This window comes from Geobacillus sp. C56-T3, assembly GCF_000092445.1.
GTDB classification, from domain to species: domain Bacteria; phylum Bacillota; class Bacilli; order Bacillales; family Anoxybacillaceae; genus Geobacillus; species Geobacillus thermoleovorans.
In genome coordinates, this window is the sequence record NC_014206.1 from 1,644,387 (window position 1) to 1,669,585 (window position 25,199).

A 25,199-nucleotide genomic window follows, 5' to 3' on the forward strand; every position below is an offset into this window, starting at 1 on the left:
TTGCAGAATGCATAACAGCGACCAGCAGCAAACGGACAGCAAAGAACGACGCTTTTTGGAAGCGTTCAGCCCGCCGGCCGTTTCCGCGAAAGGAAGCGCTCGCCGATCATCCACAGCTCTTGTATGAATTCATGAACCAATCTTTTGTAAGATCGACTAGAAAGGTGGTTTCATCCATGGGTTCTGTGACCGAAACGAAAACATTGAAAAATTTTATCGGCGGCCAATGGGTTGCTTCAACATCCGGAAAAGAAGAAATCGTGCCGAACCCGGCAACGGGGGAAGTATTGGCGAAAGTGCCGCTTTCCTCGCGCGAGGAGCTTGATGCGGCAGTGGCGGCCGCGAAAGAAGCGTTCCGCGAATGGCGCAAAGTCCCGGTTCCGCGCCGTGCCCGCATTTTGTTTCGCTATCAGCAGCTGTTGGTCGAACATTGGGACGAACTCGCTAGACTTGTGACGCTAGAAAATGGCAAAGTCTATGAGGACGCCTACGGTGAAGTGCAGCGCGGCATTGAGTGCGTCGAGTTTGCGGCTGGGATTCCGACGCTCATGATGGGCCAGCAGCTGCCGGATATCGCGACCGGCATCGAATCGGGCATGTATCGCTACCCGCTCGGTGTCGTCGCCGGGATTACACCGTTTAACTTCCCGATGATGGTGCCGTGCTGGATGTTCCCGCTCGCGATCGCCTGCGGAAACACGTTTGTGTTGAAGCCATCGGAGCGGACGCCCATGCTGGCCAACCGCTTAGCTGAACTGTTCACGGAAGCCGGCCTGCCGCCGGGAGTGCTCAATATCGTTCATGGGGCGCACGAGGTGGTGGGCGGCATTTTAGAGCACAAAGATATTAAAGCTGTTTCGTTTGTCGGCTCGCAGCCGGTCGCCGAGTATGTGTACAAAACAGCCGCCGCCCACGGCAAGCGGGTGCAGGCGCTCGCTGGTGCGAAAAACCATTCGATTGTCATGCCGGACGCCGACCTCGATATGGCGGTGACGAACATCATCAACGCCGCCTTTGGTTCGGCGGGCGAGCGGTGCATGGCATGCTCGGTCGTCGTTGCCGTCGGCGATATCGCCGATGAGTTGGTCGAACGGCTCAAAGAAGCCGCCGACCGCATCCAAATCGGCAACGGGCTCGACCAAGGCGTCTTTTTAGGCCCGGTCATCCGCGAGTCGCATAAAGAGCGGACGATCAAATACATCGAAATCGGTGAAAAAGAAGGGGCGCTCCTTGTCCGCGACGGCCGCCGCGACTCGGCGACGAGCGGAGAAGGGTATTTCATCGGCCCGACGATTTTCGACCATGTCAAACCGGGCATGACGATCTGGACGGACGAAATTTTCGCCCCGGTCTTGTCGGTCGTCCGCGCTCGCGATTTGGACGAAGCGATTGAGATTGCCAACCGGTCGGAATTCGCCAACGGCGCCTGCATCTACACGGACAGCGCCAAAGCGATCCGCCAGTTCCGCGAAGAAATCGACGCCGGCATGCTCGGTATCAACGTCGCCGTCCCGGCGCCGATGGCGTTTTTCCCGTTCTCGGGCTACAAAAACTCGTTCTACGGCGACCTTCATGCCAACGGCCGCGACGGCGTCGAATTTTACACGAGAAAGAAAATGGTGACGGCGAGATATTAGTAAAATAGACTGTAAGAGGGTGTCCCAAAAGGATCGGGACACCCTTTCTTATTACCGTATATAGACAATATGTCGTGTTTTGTTAAGGAAAATTACCCTTTTGGGTCAGTCCCCTTTTTTATCACCTCGAACCGAGAAGGCCTCAACTTCCAAGCATGAGCGTAAGTGGGGGATGAACCGGTGTCTTCCACCAACGATCTTCCCCTTGCACCAAAAGAACAAAGGAAGGGCTTCGATTGCGATCTTTTTGAGGAAGCTCAACGGTGGGATGCACAGGGATGGCTTAGCTGACAGCTTACCGTAGGTTAGGGTGTTCCCGAGAATCCCCTACTTCTCTACGTGAGCGCGGGTGGTGAGTGTTCAATTGAGTCGGTTTCATTTCCGTCGTGTTGAGCGTGTAGTAAAAAATTTGGAAATGCTATTCGTTCCGTGACAGCATCCAAAAGGCGCGAAGTGTGATAGAATAAAATAAAAAAGGGTGTGAGTTCAATGGCCATGGACTACTTTCAGGTGAACTTGCCGAAAGAGTTTTTGCCCGCCATTAATGAATTGGAAGGCAACACAGTTGAGGCAAAAATAAAGCTTTCATTGGCAATTGGTTTGTTTGTTGGAAAACAGGTGACGCTGGCGAAAGCGGCTGAATTGGCAGAAAAATCCTTAGGGGAATTTATCGATGTATTGCGTTCGAAGGCGATTCCTTGGATGGAATATACGGAGGAACACATCAAAGATGATTGGGACACGGTGCAAAAATTGAGCAAAGAAAATAGGGATCACAATGAGTAGGGTTACGGTCAATTCTACACCGATTATAGGTCTGTCGATCGTTGGTCAATTGACTCTTTTGTCTGAACTATTTGATGAAGTATATGTTCCGGAAGCTGTCTATCAAGAAATTGTTCATCACCATGCCCCACGCCATTATGGAAAAGAGGAGCTCAAACGATTGGTCAGCGAGGGGGTGTTTAGGCTATACCATGTAAAAAATCGCAGCCTTGTTGAAAGTTTATATGGAAAATTCCATGCCGGGGAGTTAGAAGTTATTATTGGAGCGAAAGAACTTGGTGCTCAAGTCGTTGTGATGGATGAGCATGCTGCCAGATCATTGTCGAAACAATTCCTTTTACGGCCTATCGGTACAATCGGAGTTTTGATTCTGGGAAAGAAAAACAGGAAAATAGCGGAAGTCAAGCCGCTGTTAGACACTTTGCTTGAAAATGGATTTTATCTCTCCCAACGTCTCTATCGAGAGGCGTTGTCATTAGCAGAAGAAACGCCGTAACCCCGCCCGCCGCGCGGGGCTTTTCTTTTTTAACCCCTGTCAACAACCCCCTTGACAAAATCGCGTTTACTTATCATTGAAGGCCGGTTGTAAGCGTTTTAAGATAAAGGTACAGTCAAGCAGAAAAGGAGGAACAGCTTTATGACGCATACAACCGGAAATGAAACAGGATTCCGTGTGAAGATTCAGCGGTTTGGCGGGTATTTGAGCGGCATGATTATGCCGAATATCGGGGCGTTTATCGCCTGGGGGTTGATTACCGCCCTATTTATCCCGACCGGCTGGCTGCCGAATGAGGCGTTTGCGAAGCTCGTCGGGCCGATGATTACGTATTTGCTGCCGCTGTTGATTGGCTATACGGGCGGCAAAATGGTGTACGACGTCCGCGGCGGCGTCGTCGGGGCGACGGCGACGATGGGGGTCATCGTTGGTTCGGAAATCCCGATGTTTTTAGGCGCGATGATCATGGGGCCGCTTGGCGGTTATGCGATCAAAAAAGTGGATGGATTGTTCCAAGGGAAAGTCAAGCAAGGATTTGAGATGCTTGTCAACAACTTTTCGGCCGGGATCGTCGGCGGCGTGTTGACGCTGCTCGCCTTTAAAGGAGTCGGCCCGGTCATTTCTGTGATCAGTAAAACGTTAGCGGCAGGAGTGGAAAAAATCATTGATTGGCACTTGTTGCCGCTGGCGAACTTGTTCATCGAGCCGGGGAAAGTGCTGTTCTTGAACAATGCGATCAACCATGGAATTTTAAGCCCGCTTGGCGTCGAACAAGCGGCGAAAACCGGGAAATCGATTTTGTTCTTGCTGGAAACGAACCCTGGTCCAGGGTTGGGGATTTTGCTGGCGTATTGGCTGTTTGGCAAGGGGATGGCGAAACAATCGGCGCCGGGGGCAGTCATTATCCACTTCCTTGGCGGGATTCATGAAATTTACTTCCCGTACATTCTCATGCGACCGATTTTGATTTTGGCAGCCATAGCGGGCGGCGTGAGCGGCGTGTTCACGTTTACCATCCTCAACGCCGGGCTGGTGGCAGTGCCGTCGCCGGGAAGCATTTTCGCTTTGCTCGCGATGACGCCGAAAGGGAATTACTTCGGCGTGCTAGCCGGCGTGTTCGTCGCCGCAGCGGTGTCGTTCCTCGTCGCTTCGATTTTCTTAAAAGCGGCGAAACAATCCGAAGAGGAAGAAGAGTTGACGAAAGCAACGGAAAAAATGGAACAGCTGAAAGGAAAAAAGAGCCAAGTGGCTGCCGCGTTGCAACAGAAAGAAGCCGCTTCGGCAGCTGTGGCCCAAGCGGTTCCTGGCCGCGTGAAGAAAATTGTGTTCGCGTGTGATGCGGGAATGGGCTCGAGCGCGATGGGAGCATCGATTTTGCGCAACAAAGTACAAAAGGCCGGGCTCGATATCGAAGTGACGAATACAGCGATCAACCAGCTTCCGGCCGACGCCGACATCGTCGTCACCCATCAAAACTTGACCGACCGGGCGAAGGCGAAGTTGCCAAATGCGTACCATGTATCGGTCGAAAACTTCTTAAACAGCCCGAAATACGATGAATTGATCGAGCAATTGAAAAAGAACGCGTAAATCGGCATGAGACGCAGGGGAAATGGCGTTCCCCCTGCGTTTTGCTTTGTGATTTCGCGTTTACCTCGACGGCTAGGGGCACTTTCCTCCGCTCCCATCCGCATGGATGTGCCCGACCGCGGTGAACTTCGTCAAACGACGAAAGAGAAAAATACATGCAAAATTAAAATCTGTCAACAATAACAATGACGAAAACGAAACATCTATTCATTGTCAAATCAAGAAAAAATCCCTTACAATAAGGATGGAAGAGGCAAAGATTTATTTCAAAAATGTCAACAATGCTGTTCCGTGATGGGAGGTGAACGGCGATGTACGTATCGGCACGGGAGCGGAAGTTGCTTGAACGGTTGTTGACGGACGATAGGGACATAACAGTCGGCGAATTGGCGGAGGAACTGAATGTCAGCGCCCGCACGGTTCATCGTGATTTGCAAGGTTTGGAATCGGTCTTCCGCCGCTATGGGCTTAAGCTCGCGAAAAGAGCAGGAGTCGGCATCCGCCTCGTCGGGGAAGAGGAAAACAAGCAGGCGTTGGCCGCAGAGCTGTTTCGCCTTTCTCATCATGAATACACTCCCGAAGAGCGGCAGCTCATGATTTTCATTGCGCTGTTGGAAGCCAACGAGCCAGTGAAGCTCGTCTCACTGGCGACCGATTTGAATGTGACGGTGGCGACGGTCAGCCTTGATTTGGATAAAGTGGAACAAACGGTAGAAGCGTACGGGCTTTCGCTCATCCGCAAGCGCGGATATGGGGTCGAGCTTGCCGGTTCGGAATCAGCGAAACGGCGCTTGATGAGCGACTTGTTGTTCCGCCATGTTGATGAACACGAATTTTTGGCATTGATGAAAGAGACGATCCAAAAACGGGCTGATGCTCCGCTTGACACCGTGGCGGAGAAGCTGCTCGGGCTTGTGGACAGAAAAAAGCTCTCCATCATTGAGCAGCAAATCGAGCAAGTGAAAGAAAAGCTTCCGTTTACGATGGCCGACAGCTCGTACATCGCCTTCGTCGTCCATTTGGCGCTCGCCATGGAGCGCATCAAGCGGGGAGAAGCGATCCACTTCGATCCGCGGGATTTGCAGGCGCTTCAAGCGACAAAAGAGTACGAAATCGCTCGCGTACTCGCCGAATCGTTAGAAAGGGCCTTTGGCATTGACATTCCAAACGAAGAAGTCGGCTATATGACGATGCACTTGATGGGAGCGAAATGGCGCAGCCGTCAAGGAGCAATGATGGAAGAGCCAAGCTTGGCCGTCGTCATGAAGGCGCAACAACTCATCCGCTTTGTCAGTGATAAGCTCGGCGTTGATTTATCCACCGACCGTACGTTATACGAAGACCTTGTCGTCCATTTAAAGCCGGCTCTGTATCGCCTCGAACACGGAATGGGGGTCGCCAATCCGCTGCTTGATCAAATCAAACAAGACTATGCGGAGCTGTTCGCCATTGTCGCAGATGGGGCGCGGCAGCTGTTTGGCGACATTCCGGTCCCGGATGAGGAGATTGGCTATTTGGTGCTCCATTTTGCGGCCGCGCTCATGCGGGAGAAAAAAGGCTGGCGGGTGTTAGTCATTTGTTCGAGCGGGCTTGGGACGGCGAAAATGTTAGCGACGAGGCTGAAAAAAGAGATTCCGGACATTGTTTCGCTGGAACAAGCTTCCGCGTTTGAATGGAGGGGAAAAGATGTCAGCGCGTACGATCTCGTCATCTCGACCGTGCCGCTTCCCGAGGAGTATGGGCCGCATATCGTCGTCAGCCCGATGCTGACCGAGGAGGAAGCGCGGAAGATTCGCGAGTGTTTAGAGCGAAAATCGGCCGCTGAAAAGCGGATGAGGAAAGAGTCAACCGCACGGCGAAACAGGCCAGCGCTCGACACGATGAAGGCGGTTCGGCGCATCAGCGAGACGATCGTCCACATTTTGGACGGTTTTTCCCTCGAGGTGGTCAAGAGGCGCTCTGTTCATGAAATATTGACGGACGCGTGCCGCCGACTCGAACGAAACGGCGTCATTGTCGATGCCGATGTCGTCATCGAGGAGCTGCGGCGCCGCGAGTCGCTTGGCGGGCTTGGCGTCCCTGGCACGACGCTGGCGCTCTACCACGCCCGAAGCTTCGCTGTCCTTCGCCCATCGCTGACGCTGTACCGGCTTGATTCGCCGCAAACGGTGGCGGGGATGGACGGGGAGCCGATGGAGATCAACACGGTCGTGTTGCTTCTCGGCCTTGCTGATGCGGATGAAGAGATGCTTTCAGTATTAAGCCATGTGAGCACGTTGCTCGTAAAGGACGAGCAAAGCGCGGCCACGTTGGCTTATGGCGGCGAAGACGAAGTGTATTCGCTTATTAGCGGTCATTTGGAACAATTTTTCGATGATTATTGGATATCGATGAAGGAGTGAAACGGATGTTGACCCATTCGATTTTAAACAAAGAAAACATTGTGCTCAATGCGCAACCAAAAACGAAAGAAGAGGCGATCCGCCTCGCCGGCGAGGTGTTGGTCAAGCAAGGATATGTCGCCCCGGCATATGTTGATGCGATGCTTGAACGGGAAGAACTGACATCAACGTATATCGGCAACAACGTCGCCATTCCGCACGGAACGGAAGCGGCCAAAGCGCTTGTGAAACAGTCCGGCATTTCGATCGTGCAAGTTCCAGGCGGCGTCGATTTTGGCGGCGGCAACATGGCCACGATCGTGATCGGCATTGCTGGCAAAGATGGGGAACATTTAGACATCCTCTCTCAACTCGCGCTTGTTTGCGCGGAAGCGGATCATGTAGAAGCGATGGCGAACGCCAAAACAGAAGAAGAAATTCTTGCGCTGCTCCATGAGGTGAACGGCTGATGCGGGCCGTCCACTTTGGCGCCGGCAACATCGGCCGCGGCTTTATCGGCAGTCTGCTGGCGGCGTCGGGATATGACGTCGTGTTCGTCGATGTCAATGAACAAATCGTCCGTTTGCTGAAAGAGCGGGGGGAGTATCGCGTCATTGTCGCCGGCGAGCGGCGCGAAGAACAATGGGTGCGCGGCGTTTCGGCCCTGAACAGCCAAACGGAGCGGGAGAAGGTCATCGAGGCGATCGCAGACGCTGATTTGGTGACAACCGCCGTCGGCCCGCCTATTTTGCCAGCGATCGCTCCCGTTGTTGCTGCAGGGCTCCAGCGGCGGTTCGCCATCCAACAAAAGCCGCTTCACGTCATCGCGTGTGAAAACATGATCGCCGGCACAGAGGCGTTGAAACAGCACATCCTTGCCCACCTTTCCGAGGCCGAACAACAGTTGGCGAGCAAACATGTCGGCTTTCTCAACTGCGCGGTCGACCGCATCGTGCCGAATCAGACGAATGATGATCCACTCGCCGTCACGGTGGAACCGTTTTTCGAATGGGCGATTGAGGCGCGAAACGTCATCGGCACTGTTCCGCCGATTCAAGGAGCGCATTTTGTCGCTGACTTAGGGCCGTATATTGAACGAAAGCTATTTACCGTCAACACCGGCCATGCGTTGGCCGCTTACTTAGGGTATCTGCGAAACTACGAAACCGTCCAGGAAGCGATGAACGATGAAGATATTCGATGGAATGTCGAGCAAGCGCTCAGCGAGTCGGGAGCGGTCTTAGTGAAAAAGCACGGTTGGGATGCAAACGAGCACCGTGCGTATATCGACACGACGATCGGGCGTTTCATGAATCCGTCGCTGTCCGACGACATCCTCCGCGTCGCCCGCTCGCCGATCCGCAAGCTCGGGCCGAATGACCGCCTCGTCGCTCCGGCGACGCAATATTATGCTTTATTCGAAAGGGTGCCGTTCGGGCTCGTTAAAGGAATTGCCGCGCTGTTGCGCTTTGATGATGCGAGCGATGCAGAAGCTGCCGCCCTCCAGCAAACGCTCAAACAACGTGGGGTTGAAGAAGCGCTTTGGCAATACGCGGGGCTTGATCGCGGCCATCCACTCATAGCGGCGGTGAAGGAAGAGTACGGGAGAATGGAGAAAAACAAAAGCTGACCGCCTTTCAAATGTCGTCGACCTCCAATCGTGCAAAAATCCCGGAGGATCGACGACAATGTTTTTTTGCGTCAAAATCCTACAACCAACACGGCTCAGCAGTATTGACAGAATTTTTGAAACGTGATATTCTGAAAACAGCCAAAAGGGGAAAAGCTTGATTTTATGCGCATGGTTTGGGGTTTTTATCGTACCTATGAGGGATTGAAACATCTTTTCAACAGTTAAATCACGTGGTACAGGAATACGTTTTTATCGTACCTGTGGGAGACTGAAGCGCTATACAGTGTTTTCTGCAAAGAAAAAATACAGAGTTTCGCAACGAAAAGTGCAGAGAATTACAACTTGACATGGAGCCTCTGGGGGCGTGATGAAAAAGCCAGGAAGCCAGCAATATCAAGGGCTGGCTATGCCTAAAAAGGCTATCACGCCCCCCTCTCCATGTAAAGTTGGCCTAAGCCAAATTCTCTGCAGATCTCTGCATTTTTATTTTGCAATAAACATATACAGTACGGTACAACTTTTTCTGTCCCCGATGCAGGATTTTCACCCCCTGCTTGCGAATGGATAGAATTGAACACGTTCAAAGAGGGGTGATGGAATGGCTATTGACCACGACCGGTTGTTTAAAGAACTGATCCAAACGTTCTTCGAAGAGTTTCTTCTCCTCTTTTTTCCCGACATGCACGAACACATTGATTTCAGCCATTTGTCCTTTCTGTCCGAAGAACTGTTTACCGATGTCACGGCAGGTGAAAAATACCGCGTCGATCTATTAGTCGAGACGAAGCTGAAAGGGGAGGATGGGCTGATCATCGTTCATGTGGAGAATCAAAGCTACGTGCAACCATCGTTTCCAGAGCGCATGTTTATCTATTTCAGCCGTTTGTTTGAAAAATACCGCACCCGCATCGTTCCGATCGCTGTCTTCAGCCATGACACCCTCCGCGAGGAACCGTTCGTGTTCTCAATCGAGTTTCCCTTTGGCGACGTGCTGCAGTTTCGCTTTTTCCCCGTGGAGCTGCGCAAGAAACATTGGAGAGACTATATCCGGCATGACAATCCGATCGCGGCTGCCCTCCTTGGCAAAATGGGGTATACTGAAAGTGAGAAAATTGTGTTGAAAAAAGAGTTTTTGCGCATGTTGGTGCGATTGGAGCTGGATGAAGCGAGGCAACGGCTCTTGTTGGGCTTTTTTGAAACGTATGTGAAGCTGTCGGAGGAGGAAGAACAACAACTGCAAAGAGAGGTGAAGGAGATGGAAACGACAGAAAAAGAGAAAATGTTGGAGCTGATCATTTCCTATGAGCAAAGGGGAAGAAAACAGGGGTTGGAAGAAGGGGTTAAACGCGGGATTGAACAAGGGATCAAACAGGGAATGAAACAAGGAATGAAACAACTGATCCGCAACATGGCGCGCAAAGGAATGAAGGCGGAAGACATTGCTAGGTTGGTGGATCTTCCAGAGGAAGATGTTCGGGAATTGCTTGAAGAGTAGGGAAATCGAACACAAGAGGCGGCCATCTAACGAAGACGGTTGGCGACGACAAAAGAGGCAGATGAAATAGTTGATTCGCAAGTGGAACGGATGATAGTCTTGTCACATTAAGATGAGGAACGAAAGTCAGAAAGTATGTACCGTACCAACGTTTTATGTACCGTCGGCCTTGAAGGCTGGCGGTCTTTTTTTGCTATGAGACTCCAGCGTTCTGCTGGGGGGATTGGCCATATCAGGTCATGTTGATTATACGTCCATGAACAAAATGCACAAAATTCATTTTATTTTCAAAAACTTCACGCCCATTCTGCGTCATGGTAAGGTTGTTGTTGAAAACGTTATCAAAAAAAACAAGGGGGCAAGGGAGAATGAAGAAAACAAAATGGTGGGGATTGCTCGCCGCCGGGATGATGACACTGGCATTGGCAGCCTGCAGCGGCAACGATGCATCAGGATCGAAATCGTCCGGTTCGAACTCTGGCTCATCGGCCTCAAACTATCCGACAAAGCCGATTACGATTGTCGCTCCGTCTGGGGCAGGCGGCGGCTGGGATTTAACGGCCCGCGCGATTACGAAAGTGCTCGATGAGACGGGGCTTGTCAAACAGACCATGACGGTTGAAAACAAACCGGGCGGCGGCGGGGCGGTCTTTATGGCCGAGTACGCCACTCAAGATGTGAAAAACGATTATAAACTGTTCGTCAATTCACCGCCGATCATTATTAACAACCTGAAAAAAGAAGGGAACAGCCCGTTCGGCTACAAAGACACGACACCGCTCGCCCAGTTGACAAAAGACTTCGGCGCGATTGTCGTCAAAGCGGATTCCAAATTTCAGTCGTTGACCCAACTGCTTGATGCCATTAAACAGGACCCGAAATCGGTCACGGTAGCCGGGGGATCGGCGCCAGGTTCGATGGATCATTTAGTCGCGATTTTGCCGATCTATAAGTCGGGCATCGATCCAAAATCAGTCAAGTATGTTTCGTACGATGGCGGCGGGGAAGCAATGGCGGCGCTGCTTGGCGGCGGCAATGCGGATGTGATTGCGACGGATGCGTCTTCGGTTGGGGAGTATTTGAAAGCTGGCAAAGTGCGGGTGTTGGCGGTTTCCGCTCCGGAACGCCTCGGCGGAGTGCTGAAAGACGTGCCGACGATGAAAGAGCTTGGCCTTGATGCCGAGTTTACGATTTGGCGCGGCGTGTTTGGGCCGAAGGAAATGTCTTCGGAAGCAAAAGCGTTTTGGGAAGAGACATTGAAAAAGCTGTCTGAGCATGAAAAATGGAAAGAAGAGCTGCAAAAGCAAGGTTGGGAAGCAGAGTACCGCAATTCCGAAGAGTTTACGAAATTTTTGAAAGAGCAAGAGCAGCAAATCGGCGACCTTCTGAAGTCGCTTGGTATGCATAAATAAAACGAGGGGGAAGAACATTCTTCCCCTTTTTCGTAAAGAACAGGAGGCAGAGCCATGAACAAAACGGCTGACCGGATCGCGGCGGCGGCATTTCTGGCCGTCGGGGCGCTGTTTATGGCCGAGAGCTTGCGCCTATCGAAAAGCGCCTACGGCAGCGCTGTCGGGCCAAACGTGTTTCCGTTTTTGCTTGGACTTGTGTTGGTTTTCTTAAGCATCAAACTGCTGTTTGAGACAAGAAGTTATTCGGACGCTGCGGGAGAGAAGCCGCCGCGGCAGTACAAAAAGTTTCTCATCATTTTCATTGCCGCTGTTTTCTATGCGGCGTTGCTTGAAACGGTTGGATATGTGATCACGACGTTTCTGTTTCTTGTGATCGGCTTTCAAACGATGGAAAAAGGGGCGCTATGGAAGTCGATCGCCATTGCGGCTGGCTTTTCGCTTGGCGTATATGGCCTTTATGTGAAGCTGCTGCAAGGAACGTTGCCAAGCTGGCCGATTTGGTTCCAATGAAAGGAGGGGCATCATGAGCACACTATCGTTTTTGCTTGATGGATTTCAGACGGCGCTTCAGCCCCATAACTTGCTGTTTGCCTTTATCGGGGTGTTGATCGGCACGGCGGTTGGGGTGCTCCCTGGGATCGGGCCGATGAGCGGGGTGGCGCTGCTCATTCCGGTGACGGCGTCGATGACATCGGGCTTGAGTCCCGAGCAGGCGGCCGCCAGTTCGATCATTTTGTTGGCCGGTGTCTATTACGGGGCGATGTACGGCGGTTCGACGACGTCAATTTTGTTAAACACGCCCGGGGAATCATCGTCTGTTGTCACGACGCTGGACGGCTACCAAATGGCGCGGCAAGGTCGGGCCGGAGCGGCGCTCGCCATTGCGGCGATCGGTTCGTTTGTGGCGGGGATTGTGGCTTTGCTTGGGCTTGTGCTGCTGGCAGAACCACTTTCCAATGTGGCGCTCAAGTTTGGCCCGGCGGAATACTTTTCGCTTATGCTGCTGGGGCTCGCCGCGGTGAGCGGCCTTGCCGGCAAATCGATGACGAAAGCGTGGATCATGACGGTGTTCGGCTTGTTGCTTTCCACGATCGGGCTCGACAACGTCTCTGGTGTCGCACGCTTCACGTACGATATTTCCTATTTGTATGGGGGGCTTGAGTTTTTAACCGTAGCGGTCGGATTGTTTGCGTTGGGGGAAGTTTTCAAGTCCATTCTCCACAACGAAATGAACAGTGGGGAAATCGCGAAAATTGGCCGCGTGTTGCCAACGAAAGCGGACTTGAGGGAAAGCGCCGGACCGATCGCCCGCGGGTCGCTGCTCGGGTTTTTCATCGGCGTGCTGCCGGGGGCCGGTGCGACGTTGGCCTCGTTTTTCTCCTATATTCTTGAAAAGAAAATCAGCAAACATCCAGAAAAGTTCGGGCAAGGAACGATCGCCGGCGTCGCGGCGCCCGAGTCGGCGAACAACGGCGCGTCTGGAGGCGCGATGATCCCGCTTTTAACGCTGGGCATCCCGGGATCGGGAACGACGGCTATTTTGATGGGAGCGCTCATTATGTACAACGTCCAGCCAGGTCCGCTGCTATTTGATGAACATCCGGCCGTCGCCTGGGGATTGATTGCGAGCATGTTCATTGGAAATGTGATGTTGTTAATTCTCAACATGCCGCTTGTGAAACTATTTGCGAAAATCATCCAAACGCCGACGAAGTATTTGTTGCCGCTCATTATTGCCATTTCCGTCTTTGGCGTGTATGCCGTGCAAGTGACGACGTTTGATGTGTTTCTGCTGTTGGCATTTGGCTTGCTCGGCTATTGGCTTGCGGAACACGACTATCCGCTTGCGCCTCTTGTACTAGGGCTTGTGTTGGGGCCGATGATCGAAAACAATATGCGCCGGGCGTTGACGGCATCAAACGGGGACTATCTCGTTTTCGTTGAAAAGCCGATTTCGCTTGTCTTGTTGGTCATTGCCTTTTTATGGATTGCCGTGCCGTTGGTTATGAAGTTAAGAGGAAAATCGGTCGTCATCAACGAAGATATGTAATAATAGAAAGAAAGACGTTCCGTCTAACAGGCGGACTGTCTTTCTTTATTTTCTGTTTGGGGAGCGAGCCCTATGAAGCTTCAGACACGGTTAATGGTCATTATTTGTTCATTGCTGCTGCTTGTGATCGTGGTTTTAACGTTTTTGTTTCAGCATATGTTTGCGACGACGCTCAAACAACAAATCGGCATGCGAGCGCTGAATGTGGCGGAAACCGTCGCGTCCACTCCGCTCGTGCGCGAGGCGTTCCGCGACCCGAATCCGTCAGTGCGCTTGCAGCCGTTTGCCGAACATATTCGCCAAAAGACAGGGGCGGAATATGTAGTGATTGGCAACCATGAGGGAATCCGCTACGCTCACCCACTGCCAGATCGGATTGGAAAGCATATGGTAGGGGGCGACAACGGCGAAGTGCTGAAAGGCAAAGCGATTATTTCCGAGGCGGTCGGTTCGCTTGGCCCGGCGATTCGGGGAAAAGCGCCGGTTTTGGATGAAAACGGACATGTGATCGGCATTGTTTCGGTTGGTTTTTTGCTAGAGGATATTCAGCGTACAGTATGGTCGTATCGTATGAAGATGTTTCTCTTCTCCGTTTTTGCCCTCTTTCTCGGAGCGGTGGGTGCAATGGCGATCGCCAGCACGGTGAAAAAATCGATTCATGGTCTTGAACCGGAAGAAATCGGTTTGCTCTACCAAGAAAAGCAGGCGATTTTAGAAGCGATTCGCGAAGGAATTGTGGCCATCAATCAAGAGGGAACGATTACAATGGTCAATCAAACCGCGTTGAAGCTGCTTGGGTATGAGAACGAACGCGATGTACTAGGAATGCCGATCTTACAGCTTATTCCCCACTCGAGGCTGCCTGAAGTCATTCGGACGGGGCAGGCGGAATTTGATGATGAAATGGTGCTAGGTGAAGAAACGGTTATTGCCAATCGCATCCCGATTAAAGATAAAACGGGCGGCGTGATCGGAGCGGTGTCGACGTTTCGCAATAAATCAGAACTGTATCGCCTGACAAAAGAGCTGTCACAGCTGCGAAGTTATGCCGATGCTTTGCGCGCACAAACGCACGAGTTTTCCAATAAGCTGTATTTGATCTCCGGTCTGATTCAACTGGAATCGTATGAGGAAGCGCTTGAACTGATCGCCAAAGAAACCGACTTGCAACAAAACATCGTCCGGTTTGTGATGAAGGAAATTCCCGATCCGATCATCGGCGGGCTGCTGATCGGCAAGTTCAATCGCGCCAACGAGCTGAAAATTGTGTTTGAGATTGATCGGGAAAGCAGTTTCCGTGATGTGCCTCCATGGATGGACCGGGACCATCTGGTAACCATTATTGGAAATGTAGTAGATAATGCCATGGAAGCGGTCCTTCATAACGAAAAGGAAGAGAAACGGGTGACCATTTTTTTGACTGACCTCGGCGATGATTTGATTATTGAGGTCGAGGATAACGGATTAGGCATTGACCCAGTTGTAGCGGAACGGATCTACGACCGCGGCTTTTCAACGAAGGCGGCCGGAGGACGAGGGTATGGGCTTGATCTAGTGAACCGGGCGTTGACAATGCTCGAGGGGCAAATGATGTATCGATCTGAGCAAGGAGCAGGCACGGTATTTACCATCATGATCCCAAAGCGACCGGCCCATGTCGGTCGGCAGTGCCGCAAAGGCTAGAAGGAGGGAACCGATGTTGCCGATTCGTGTACTGATTATTGAAGACGACCGTCGCATTGCGGAAATCAATCGGCGCTTTGTTGAGAAAGTGAACGGTTATGAAGTGGTCGGCATCGCCACGAACGCTGAAGAGGCAAGGGAATTGACGGAGGTGTTGCGGCCAGACGTGTTGTTGCTTGACGTCTATTTTCCTGATATGAACGGCCTTTCGTTTTTGAAATGGGTTCGTGAACATTTTTCGGATATTGATATCATTATGATTACCGCAGCCCGGGAAGTAGATGTACTGAAACAAGCGCTGCATGGCGGAGTGTTTGATTACATCATCAAGCCGATTATGTTTGACCGTTTTGTGGAAACGTTAAATCGATACAAGGAGTATTATGACAAAATGCAACGGTGGGTGAAAGAGAAAGAGTGGATTGGCCAAGAAGATGTTGATGCATTAATTGGAAGAGAAGTGTCCGTTAAGGACCAGCCCATGTTGCCTAAAGGCATTCAGCCATTGACCCTAGAAAAAGTGTTGGCGGTTGTGAGACAGTGCCCGGAAGGCATCGCCGCTGAAGAAGTGGGGCGGCAAATCGGCACGAGCCGGACGACGGCTCGTCGTTATTTGGAGTATCTTGTCTCGATTGATCAAGTGACAGCTGATATTACCTATGGATCCGTTGGGCGGCCGGAACGAGTTTACAAGAAGAAAATGTAGATATGGATTTTCAAAAATGAAACATCCATTATATGGATAAAGAAAGAGAGGAGAGCGTCTTGGCTGTTTTTAGCGGCATTTTATTGCAAGTGATGGTTCCGATGTTGTTGATTGTCGGCTTGGGGGCAGGGCTTCACCGCTTCTTTCATCTTGACCTCAATACGTTATCCAAATTGAACATGTACGTCCTGCTGCCGGCAGTCGCATTCATCAACGTGTATGACAGTGAGTTGAATGGAAAGGTGTTGGCGGCCATCTTAGGATTTCTCTTGTTGCAAAACAGTGGACTTATCGTTTTGAGTATGATGATGGCCAAGTTATTCAAATTGGAACGGAGTTTGTCAGCCGTATTTCAAAACACTATTGTGTTGAACAACTCAGGTAATTTCGGCATCCCGGTCAGTCAGCTTGTATTTCATCAACATCCGCTCGGGGCGACGATTCAAATTATGGTGACGATCTTTCAAAATTTCTTGACGAATACATATGGGGTATACCAGTTTGTATCCGGTAATGAAAAAAAAGGAAAATGGACTGCGGAGATATGGAAAAATCCCGTTCTTCACGCGCTGTTCCTCGGTTTGGTCTGCCGATGGCTTCACGTCCCAATCCCATCATTTTTATGGACGCCGCTTCAGCGGGTTGCCGACGCGTTTTTGGCCGTCGCTCTCTTTACGTTGGGGGCGCAAATCGCCTACGCCCGTTTTACTGCCTTGCCGCCGCTTGTGTATGTGAGTGTGTTCGGGCGCTTGATTTTGTCGCCGCTGTTGGCTGCGTCTTTGATCTTTCTATTAGGAATGGATGGAGTGACGGCTCAGGCATTGCTCATTGCCAGTTCCTATCCGTGCTCGCGCAATACAGCGCTGTATGCACTCGAGTATGACTGCCACCCAGACTATGCTGCCCAGGCGGTGCTGGTGTCGACCTTGTTGAGTGCCATTACCGTTACCGGCGTTGTGTATGCAGCACGATTGCTGTTTCCGATTGGCGGATGAAAACGGGGCAAGCTGTCGTCGATCCCCAATCGTGCAAAAATCCCGGAGGATCGACGACAATGTCTTTTCTCGTCAAACTCCTAACAGCCAACACGGCTAGACCGAATTAACGGAATTTTTAAACATTATATTCTAAAAACAGTCCAAAGAGAAAAGCTTGATTTTATGCGCATGGTTTGGGTTTTTTATCGTACCTATGAGGAACTGAAACTGCGCATCCAGCAAGTGCTTTACGCCGCGAAACAAGTTTTTTATCGTACCTATGAGGAACTGAAACTGTCTCCTGCCACAGCTGAACTGCCGCTGAGTTCAGCTTGTTTTACCGCTCGACATAGGAAAAGGACAAATGCGACATGGCGCATGCCCAAAAACATGGGAGGGATGAGGAGGAATTCGGCTGCGAAGAGCGAATACAGTACGGTGAATCCGACATTGCAGGGAGGGAAAACGTGGCTAGGAAGCGAATCGATCATGACCGGTTGTTCAAAGAGTTGCTGTCGACATTTTTTGAGGAGTTTTTGCTTCTTTTCTTTCCCGACGTGTACGAGCACATTGACGTTCACCATCTCTCTTTCCTCTCCGAGGAACTGTTCACCGATGTGACGGCCGGAGAGAAGCACCGCGTCGACTTGTTGGTCGAAACAAAGGTAAAAGGGAAAGACGGGCTCGTCATTGTTCATGTCGAGCATCAAAGCTACACCCAGCGGACCTTCCCCGAGCGAATGTTCCTCTACTTCAGCCGCTTGTTTCAAAAATACCGCCGCCGCATTCTCCCGATTGCCATCTTCAGCTATGACGAACAATACGATGAACCTTCCTCATTGGTCATGCAGTTTCCGTTTTTGACCGTTCTCGACTTCCGCTTTCTGACGGTGGAGCTGCGCAAACTGCCGTGGCGGGCGTACATCCGCCATGCCAACCCTGTCGCCGCTGCTTTGCTAAGCAAAATGGGGTATAATGAAGATGAGAAAGTCGAAGTGAAAAAGGAATTTTTGCGCATGCTCGTCCGCCTCGAGCTCGATGAGGCGAAACAGCGGCTGTTGTTCGGTTTTTTCGAGACGTATTTGCGGTTATCCGAAGAGGAGGAAGCGAAACTGCGAAACGAGGTGAGCCAAATGGAAACGAAGGAAGCGAAGCGTGTGATGGAGCTCATCGTCTCATACGAACAGCGGGGGATGGAAAAGGGAATCCAACAAGGAATCGAACAGGGGATGAAGCAAGGACGCCAACAAGGGATCGAGGAAGGGAAGCTCGACGTGGTGAAGAGAATGCTGGCGAAAGGGTACGAGGTCGACACGATCCACGAACTGACCGGGCTGCCGGTTGAGACGATTGAAAAGGTGAAGCAGTAAGTCGGATGCCCCCTGGCTAGAGCGAACGTCGCCGCCCGCAATGGCGTCAAATCCCTCATAAAGGGCGGCGGCCGTCTTGTTAGAGCCTTCGGACGTTTCGTTCCCAGGGGAGGTTTTTGGAAACGCCGTGTTTTGGGAACTTTTTCGATTTATGAACGGCGTTTTTCTTTTATTATCAGTCTTCTAATTTTTTACCGTTTTCTCACGAATTTAAAAACCATAAAAACAGCTAAAATAACGACACCTATAAAAAGGTAGCCTAAAATAGACGTAATGGTGGTCAGCATGTCCCATTCTCCTTTTTGTTAATTGGTACCGGTATACAATGTTTGATCCTTCACACGAGCATATAAATAAATAGTCCATTCTCCACCCCAAATGCTATTAAGGGTTAGATGATATCTAGCTTCGGCTGGTAAAGTATATGTTTCTGTTTTTCTAAGAATAGAGATCCAATCTTTTTTAACGGTGTAAGGAGGAGTTATAAAATACCATCCATTATAAGCTCGTGTTATTGTGGCTAACCCAGTACTACTAATATTAATATCCACATAAAAATGATAATTGACAGTTCCAGAGTACCAATAAATCTTCCAAGTACTATTCCCTGTGCCGACTTTATATGAAGCTAAAGCTGACATAATATTATCATTTGATCCTGCTGATAGCACAGGCTCAATACCAAGAGTCCCTACGTACTCACCATTTTCATTATAAATTTTTTGGCTCTTCACCACAAGTTGTACTTGAGATTTTAAGATAGGTATGCATAGGAAAAATAGAGGGTACAAAAAATGCGAATGTTCCTGTATGGTAAAGGTGACCAAGCCATTGGAGGAACATTCGCATGTATTCTCCGTTTATCAAAGAACTCATCGATTGACCAGACGTTTTGATTCAAAAGGTGCGAAAAGAAGAAGAACGTTGGATTTTCGAACTTTCTCTGCCGCTTTAGGAGGCTGGTGAAAAAGTACAAAATGCTGCTAGTTCCAGCTATTTCTCAATTAGCAAAACCTTGCGAAATCAGCCTTCTTTTTTGGCGAAATGCCGCTGATTTGCTCGTGACAGCCGTTTTTCACCGGCCTTTTAGGATTTCAATCAAAAACTATTGTAAACCGCTTTCACTTGGTTTATAATAAAGCTAAACCGGTTTATGAAAACGCTTTTGAACTAAATCGATTTAGTCTGAAAGAGGGATCCCAGTTGAAAAAAGTAACGATGGCCGATGTCGCGAAATTGGCCAACGTTTCGAAAAGTACGGTGTCACAATACTTAAATAAGCGCTATGAGTATATGAGCGAGGAGACGAGAAAACGCATCGCCGAGGCGATCGAAGAGCTTGGGTATCAGCCGAACATCATCGCCCGCAGCTTAAAGCAAAAGACGACAGCGACCATTGGCGTGATTGTGTTCAACATGCTTCATATGTTGACGACGCAAGTGCTGCACGCCATTGAAGAGGAATGCCAAAAGCGCGGGTTTCAAGTCATTGTCTGCAACTCCGGCGATGATCCGGACAAAGAAAAAACATACATCGAGACGCTGCTGGCGAAGCAAGTGGACGGGATGATCGTGTTTCCGACAGGGAAAAATGAAGAGGTCTACCGCCGCCTTGTGGAGGAGCGCTTTCCGCTTGTGTTTGTCGACCGGATGGTGCCGGGGGTGGGGGCGGACAGCGTGCTTCTGGATAACTTTGCTGCCGCGGAGATGGCAGTCGATTATTTCGCTTCCAACGGTTATGGGCGCATCGCTATTGTCACCCCTCCGCTTGTCCCTTACAACGTGCCGCGGATGGAGCGGTTGGAAGGGTTTCGGGCGGCTATGCGCAAAAGAGGGCTGGACGTTGAAGAACGGAACATCATCGCCGCTGATCCGGGCGCGCTGCCGGAAGTGTTGAAACAACGATTTGCCGAACCGAAGCGGCCCAATGCCTTGTTTGCGATTAACGACTTGACGTTAATGGGCGTTTTGCGGTTTGTGAAGGAGACGGGCATCCGCATGCCGGATGAACTGGCGATCATCAATATTGACGATGTGCCGTTTGCCGATATTTATACACCGGCGTTGACGACGATCGCCCAGCCAACGTTTGTGATGGGAAAAAAAGCGGCGGAGCGAGTATTTGACCAAATGAAAGCGAAAAAAACCGACGGTCCGCGCGTATTTCGTTTCTCCCCGGTATTGATGGAACGGACATCGATCAGGCGGGGGAAGGCATGAAGAAGGGAGGAGAAACGATGGCGATTCACGGGGACGTCGTCATTGGGATTGATATTGGAACGACAAGTACGAAAGCGGTCGTGTTTGACGGGCGGGGGAAGGTGCTGGCTTCTCACGCCGTCGACTATCCGATCATCCAGCCGCATCCGGGATTTGCCGAGCAGGATCCTGATGAGCTGTTTGCGGCGGTCATTCAAGCGGTCGGGGCGGTGACAGTCCGCTATGGTATCCGCCCAGAGCAGGTGAAAGCGATGGGCTTGAGCGCGGCGATGCACTCGATTATGGCGCTTGACGAGTCGGGGCGGCCGCTCACCCGTCTCCTCATCTGGGCCGACAACCGAAGCGTCGCCCAAGCGGAGCGGTTGTTGAAAGAGCAAAACGGGCTTGCCATTTATCGGCGGACGGGGACGCCGATCCATCCGATGTCGCCGTTATCGAAATTGCTTTGGCTCAAGGAGGAGCAGCCGGATGTATTTCAGCAAGCGCACTGGTTTGTGTCGGTGAAAGATTATGTGCTGTATCGCCTGTACGGTGACTATGTCGCTGACCATTCGATGGCATCGGCGACAGGGTTGTTTCAGTTGGACACGCTCGATTGGGATGAGGAGGCGCTCGCTCTTGTCGGGCTTCGCCGTGAACAATTGCCGCGCCTTGTGCCGGCGACACACGTGCTTAGCGGAATGAAAAAAGAGTGGGCGGAAAAAATGGGGGTGCCCCCTGACGTGCCCGTCGTCATCGGCGCGAGCGACGGCGTGCTCGCCAATGTCGGCGTTGGGGCGGTGCTCCCGGGTGAAGCGGCCATCACGATCGGAACGAGCGGGGCGGTGCGGACGATTGCCGCGACCCCGACGACGGACGAAAAAGGGCGGACGTTTTGTTATGCGTTGACGCCCGGCTATTGGGTCGTCGGCGGTCCGACGAACAACGGGGGCATTTTGCTTCGCTGGCTGCGCGATGAGTTCGGCGCCCAGGAGCGGGAAGTGGCGAAAAAGCTCGGAATGGATCCATACGATTTGTTGACGAAATACGCCGAACGTGTTCCGCCTGGATCCGAGGGGCTGGTGTTTTTGCCGTTTTTATCGGGCGAGCGGGCGCCGTATTGGAATGCGAATGCGCGCGGAACGTTTTTCGGCCTCGGCCTGCACCATAAGCGCGAGCATTTCATCCGTGCTGTCATGGAAGGCGTCTGCTTCAGCATTCTCTCTGTCGCCTTGGCCATTCGCGATGTCACGGGGCCGATGACGGAAATACGCGTCTCGGGCGGATTTGCCAAATCGCCGTTTTGGCGGCAAATGCTTTCTGATATGTTGGGCAAACCGCTCATCGTGCCGCAAACGCATGAAGCGTCGGCGTTAGGGGCGGCTGCGGTGGCGCTTTACGCGTTAGGCGAGCTGCCGTCGCTCGAAACGGTGAAAACGTGGATCGACACGACAGCCCGTCATGAACCGAAGGAAGAACATACGCTCATTTACGCTGAACTGTTTGATTTGTATGCCCGCTTGTATGAGCGGTTGAAAGAGGAGTTTAACATCATCGCCGCGTTTCAACGGCGGAATGGGGAAAAGGGGTCGGAAACGAAATCGGTTTAGCCCCATCATTGGCGGGCACTAAATCGATTTACCCCCTCTTTTTCTCTAAAAACGTGAAACCGCTTGCTTTTTTGCACTAAATCGATTTATCTCAAAACCAAGGAGGAGTGCATGATGGGAATTGCCATTGTTGTGGCCGCTATTATTGTCTTGTTATTGCTCATTACGGCGGCGAAAATGCATCCGTTTGTCGCCCTTATTTTAGTGTCCGTCGGCGTCGGGCTGGCGATGGGCATGCCGCTTATCGCGCCGTCGCCGGAAACGCCGGGCATCATCGATTCGATTAAAGCAGGGCTGGGCAATACGCTAGGCTTTTTAGCGATCGTCTTGGCTCTTGGGACGATGCTTGGCAAAATGATGGCTGAATCGGGCGGCGCTGAGCGCATTGCGAAAACGTTGATCGACCGCTTCGGCCAAAAACGCGTCCATTGGGCGATGATGGTCGTCGCCTTTTTAGTCGGGATTCCGGTCTTTTTCCAAGTCGGGTTTGTCTTGCTTATTCCGCTTGTTTTTACGATTGCGATGGAAACAGGCATTTCACTGGTCACGATCGGCATTCCGCTTGTCGCCGGTTTGTCTGTCGTGCACGGCCTTGTCCCGCCGCACCCGGCGGCGATGGCGGCAGTCGGCATTTTTAAGGCGGATGTCGGAAAAACGATTTTGTATTCGATCATTGTCGGCCTTCCGACGGCGATCATTGCTGGGCCGCTGTACGGCAAATGGATCGGCTCGCGCATGTATAAAAAAGTGCCGGCGGAAATCGCCGAACAGCTCGTGCAACATAAAGAAGCACGGGAGCTTCCAGGCTTCGGAAATACGCTGTTTACGATTTTGCTTCCCGTTATTTTGATGTTGATTGCTTCGATCGCCAACGTCACGCTTGATCAAAAGTCTGAAGCAGCGAAAGTGCTGCGCTTTATCGGCGACCCGATTGTGGCGCTGCTGATCGCTACGGTTTATTCGTTCTTCAGCCTTGGCTACGCCCGCGGCTTCAATCGCGACGCCGTGCTGAAGTTCGCCAATGACTGCCTTGGTCCGGTCGCGAACATCCTGCTTATCATCGGGGCGGGCGGTGCATTCAACAAAGTGCTTCTTGATTCCGGCATCGGCGAACAAATCGCTGAAGTGGCGAAACACTCGCACTTATCCCCGCTCCTGTTAGGTTGGGGCATCGCCGCTCTCATCCGCGTGGCGACCGGGTCAGCGACTGTGTCAATGATGACCGCCGCTGGCATTGTGGCGCCGATTGCGGCCACCATGCCGGGTACGAACGTGGAACTGCTCGTCTTGGCAACCGGAGCCGGATCCTTGATCTTGTCGCACGTCAACGACTCCGGCTTCTGGATGATCAAAGAGTATTTCGGCATGACCGTCAAAGAAACGCTCATGACATGGACGGCGATGGAGACGATTATTTCGGTGGTGGCGTTTGTCTTCATTTTGTTATTGAATATGGTCCTCTAGCCTTTCCAATGCAAGACGCCTGTTTTTTAGGAGAACGGGCGTCTTATTTTTATATGCCCTTTTGTCATATTTTATATTATAATTATGTAATAAAAAATTACATAAGGAGTGACGTCCATTGATTTTTGCGAGACGTGCGGCGCGAAAAACAAAGCGTGAATTGGATCAGCCTCGACATGAGGAAATGCAGGGAGGATCACAACAAATGGCAAGGCAAATTGTCGTGGCCGTCGATCAGCTCAAGGCGGCGATGGAACAGATGAAGATGGCGGCACTTTCGCTGAATGACATTTCCGATTCAAGCCGGAACAGTGCAGCAGAGCTGATGGATCACAGCGAAAAAACGGTGGAGTATACAGAAAAAGTGGCGAAAAAAATGCGGGCAATCGAGGAAGCGGCGAAAGACATTGCTGCCTCTTCAAACGACATTCATGCAAGCAGCCGGCAGTTTTCTGAACAATGGTTGCATTCATGGAATTCATTAGAAACGTTGCAAAAGGAAATTCGAGCATTGCGCTCCCAACATGAAACGTTGTTGAAACAAATGAATCACCTCGTTCATCATTCTCAACGCATCAATCAAATTATATCGGCGATCGGCGAGATTTCACAAAAAACGAAAATTTTGTCGCTCAACGCCAATATTGAAGCAGCCCGTGCTGGAGAACACGGGCGCGGGTTTGCGGTCGTCGCGCGCGAGATCGGCATGCTGGCGAGCCAAACGTCCGAAGCCGTCCAGCAAACGCAAGACATTTTGTCGCTTATTCAACGCGAAATCGCAGCGACGACCGATATCGTTCGCGAAGAAACAAAGCAAATCGATGTCGAAGAAAAAGAGATGGAAGCGATTATGGCGTTCCTTCATTCGTTGCAGCGGCAGCTGAATGATATGACGGACCTCGTCTCCTCTTCTGTCCAGTCGGCGTCTGGACAGTCGGACAGCGTGAAAGAAATCGCCGGCCTGCTTGAAGAAATCGTGCAATTGAGCCGGGAAAATCAACGGTTTGTCGAGCGAGTGACGGCGGATATGAACGAACAGCACGAGAGCGTCGGACAGATTTTGCGCATTAACGAAGCGTTGCAAAAGACAGCGGAGGAGCTGCAACAAATGATCGGGCGTGATTGGATGAGGGAAACGATTTCTGTCGATGATGCGGTGGTGAAAAACATGATTCAGAAACTATCCGCTTTGCTTCAGTCAGCTCCGTTGGAACAAATGGATGAGGCCATGCACCGACGAGTGTTGGACCAATTTTTATCCCAGAACGGAGAAATTGAGGCCGTCTGGTCGAATCGTCTTGATGGCACGTTTGTGTATTCGAACCCGCCAGCCGGATTGGTCAACGCCAAAGTCCGGTCGTGGTTTCAGGAAGCCAGCGGAGGAACAGTGTACGTTTCCGATCCGTATGTATCGGCATTGACGAAACATCTTTGTGTCACGGTGTCCGCTCCCATTACGGATCATAACGGTCAAATTGTCGGAGTCATCGGAGCGGATTTGGCGCTTTCGAAATGAAAGACGCCCTGAAAAGGCGCATGTGTGCCTTTTTGGGGTGTTTTTTGTTTTTAGGAGCGATCAATTGGTTTAGAAATAATGGTGTATACTCTTTTGTGATAATAAATATAACAAAATATGTAATAAAATGTGACAATATTGTTGAATCAATTATATCTAGGCCTTACACTGCTAATCAAGAACACATCCTCAAG

The 25,199-nt window shown here is 51.2% G+C and carries 20 protein-coding genes and 1 pseudogene; 20 read left to right on the forward strand and 1 reads right to left on the reverse strand.

Annotated features, from left to right (window positions below; all coding sequences use genetic code 11):
• Nucleotides 1-176 precede the first annotated feature (176 nt).
• From GC56T3_RS08280 to GC56T3_RS08350, 15 genes are all read left to right on the forward strand, one after another.
• Nucleotides 177-1,637 (forward strand): CoA-acylating methylmalonate-semialdehyde dehydrogenase, encoded by a 1,461-nt coding sequence (locus GC56T3_RS08280; protein ID WP_013145112.1) that lies wholly within the window; start codon nucleotides 177-179, stop codon nucleotides 1,635-1,637.
• Nucleotides 1,638-2,126: 489 nt separating this feature from the next.
• A complete protein-coding gene (locus GC56T3_RS08285; RefSeq protein ID WP_227456709.1) occupies nucleotides 2,127-2,423 on the forward strand; it encodes a UPF0175 family protein in 297 nt (98 codons plus the stop codon).
• Nucleotides 2,416-2,919, forward strand: coding sequence for a DUF3368 domain-containing protein (locus GC56T3_RS08290; RefSeq protein WP_013145114.1), 504 nt, complete (start codon nucleotides 2,416-2,418; stop codon nucleotides 2,917-2,919). Before GC56T3_RS08285 ends, GC56T3_RS08290 begins: the two co-directional genes overlap by 8 nt.
• 141 nt (nucleotides 2,920-3,060) lie before the next feature.
• Nucleotides 3,061-4,509 (forward strand): PTS mannitol transporter subunit IICB, encoded by a 1,449-nt coding sequence (locus tag GC56T3_RS08295; protein WP_013145115.1) that lies wholly within the window; start codon nucleotides 3,061-3,063, stop codon nucleotides 4,507-4,509.
• Nucleotides 4,510-4,820: 311 nt separating this feature from the next.
• Nucleotides 4,821-6,911 carry a BglG family transcription antiterminator gene (locus GC56T3_RS08300; RefSeq protein ID WP_013145116.1) on the forward strand — a complete coding sequence of 697 codons (2,091 nt, stop codon included), beginning with the start codon at nucleotides 4,821-4,823 and terminating at the stop codon, nucleotides 6,909-6,911.
• A 5-nt stretch (nucleotides 6,912-6,916) separates the two neighbouring features.
• Entirely contained in the window at nucleotides 6,917-7,360 is a 444-nt protein-coding gene (locus tag GC56T3_RS08305; RefSeq protein ID WP_013145117.1) for a PTS sugar transporter subunit IIA, read from the forward strand.
• Complete coding sequence (locus GC56T3_RS08310; RefSeq protein WP_013145118.1) at nucleotides 7,360-8,520, forward strand: mannitol-1-phosphate 5-dehydrogenase; 1,161 nt, start codon at nucleotides 7,360-7,362, stop codon at nucleotides 8,518-8,520. Before GC56T3_RS08305 ends, GC56T3_RS08310 begins: the two co-directional genes overlap by 1 nt.
• Nucleotides 8,521-9,121: 601 nt before the next feature.
• The gene (locus GC56T3_RS08315; protein WP_013145119.1) at nucleotides 9,122-10,018 is read left to right on the forward strand and encodes an Rpn family recombination-promoting nuclease/putative transposase; all 897 of its coding nucleotides are present in this window, start codon (nucleotides 9,122-9,124) and stop codon (nucleotides 10,016-10,018) included.
• A gap of 368 nt (nucleotides 10,019-10,386) precedes the next feature.
• Nucleotides 10,387-11,430 carry a tripartite tricarboxylate transporter substrate binding protein gene (locus GC56T3_RS08320; RefSeq protein ID WP_013145120.1) on the forward strand — a complete coding sequence of 348 codons (1,044 nt, stop codon included), beginning with the start codon at nucleotides 10,387-10,389 and terminating at the stop codon, nucleotides 11,428-11,430.
• Between the two features lie 54 nt (nucleotides 11,431-11,484).
• Nucleotides 11,485-11,940, forward strand: a complete 456-nt coding sequence (locus GC56T3_RS08325; protein WP_013145121.1) for a tripartite tricarboxylate transporter TctB family protein — start codon at nucleotides 11,485-11,487, stop codon at nucleotides 11,938-11,940.
• 13 nt (nucleotides 11,941-11,953) lie between these two features.
• A complete protein-coding gene (locus tag GC56T3_RS08330; RefSeq protein ID WP_013145122.1) occupies nucleotides 11,954-13,480 on the forward strand; it encodes a tripartite tricarboxylate transporter permease in 1,527 nt (508 codons plus the stop codon).
• 72 nt (nucleotides 13,481-13,552) lie between these two features.
• Nucleotides 13,553-15,163, forward strand: coding sequence for a sensor histidine kinase (locus GC56T3_RS08335; protein WP_013145123.1), 1,611 nt, complete (start codon nucleotides 13,553-13,555; stop codon nucleotides 15,161-15,163).
• A 13-nt stretch (nucleotides 15,164-15,176) separates the two neighbouring features.
• The gene (locus GC56T3_RS08340) at nucleotides 15,177-15,869 is read left to right on the forward strand and encodes a response regulator (protein WP_013145124.1); all 693 of its coding nucleotides are present in this window, start codon (nucleotides 15,177-15,179) and stop codon (nucleotides 15,867-15,869) included.
• Nucleotides 15,870-15,928: 59 nt separating this feature from the next.
• Complete coding sequence (locus tag GC56T3_RS08345; protein WP_013145125.1) at nucleotides 15,929-16,864, forward strand: AEC family transporter; 936 nt, start codon at nucleotides 15,929-15,931, stop codon at nucleotides 16,862-16,864.
• A gap of 449 nt (nucleotides 16,865-17,313) precedes the next feature.
• Entirely contained in the window at nucleotides 17,314-18,216 is a 903-nt protein-coding gene (locus GC56T3_RS08350) for an Rpn family recombination-promoting nuclease/putative transposase (protein WP_013145126.1), read from the forward strand.
• Nucleotides 18,217-18,521: 305 nt separating this feature from the next.
• Here the strand turns inward: GC56T3_RS08350 and GC56T3_RS18565 are convergent, their stop codons facing one another.
• Nucleotides 18,522-18,950 (reverse strand): DUF5626 family protein, encoded by a 429-nt coding sequence (locus tag GC56T3_RS18565; RefSeq protein WP_227456710.1) that lies wholly within the window; start codon nucleotides 18,948-18,950, stop codon nucleotides 18,522-18,524.
• A 113-nt stretch (nucleotides 18,951-19,063) separates the two neighbouring features.
• On the opposite strand from GC56T3_RS18565, the pseudogene GC56T3_RS20295 reads away from it, so the two are divergent.
• The 5 genes and pseudogenes from GC56T3_RS20295 to GC56T3_RS08370 all read left to right on the forward strand — a co-directional run.
• Nucleotides 19,064-19,165, forward strand: a pseudogene (locus tag GC56T3_RS20295) (transposase family protein); the annotation flags it as partial.
• A 254-nt stretch (nucleotides 19,166-19,419) separates the two neighbouring features.
• Complete coding sequence (locus GC56T3_RS08355) at nucleotides 19,420-20,436, forward strand: LacI family DNA-binding transcriptional regulator (RefSeq protein ID WP_013145128.1); 1,017 nt, start codon at nucleotides 19,420-19,422, stop codon at nucleotides 20,434-20,436.
• A 17-nt stretch (nucleotides 20,437-20,453) separates the two neighbouring features.
• Nucleotides 20,454-22,025, forward strand: a complete 1,572-nt coding sequence (gntK, locus tag GC56T3_RS08360) for a gluconokinase (RefSeq protein WP_013145129.1) — start codon at nucleotides 20,454-20,456, stop codon at nucleotides 22,023-22,025.
• Between the two features lie 114 nt (nucleotides 22,026-22,139).
• On the forward strand, nucleotides 22,140-23,489 hold the full coding sequence (locus GC56T3_RS08365) for a GntP family permease (protein ID WP_041468362.1): 1,350 nt from the start codon (nucleotides 22,140-22,142) through the stop codon (nucleotides 23,487-23,489).
• A 205-nt stretch (nucleotides 23,490-23,694) separates the two neighbouring features.
• Nucleotides 23,695-25,005 (forward strand): methyl-accepting chemotaxis protein, encoded by a 1,311-nt coding sequence (locus GC56T3_RS08370; protein ID WP_013145131.1) that lies wholly within the window; start codon nucleotides 23,695-23,697, stop codon nucleotides 25,003-25,005.
• Nucleotides 25,006-25,199: the final 194 nt, after the last annotated feature.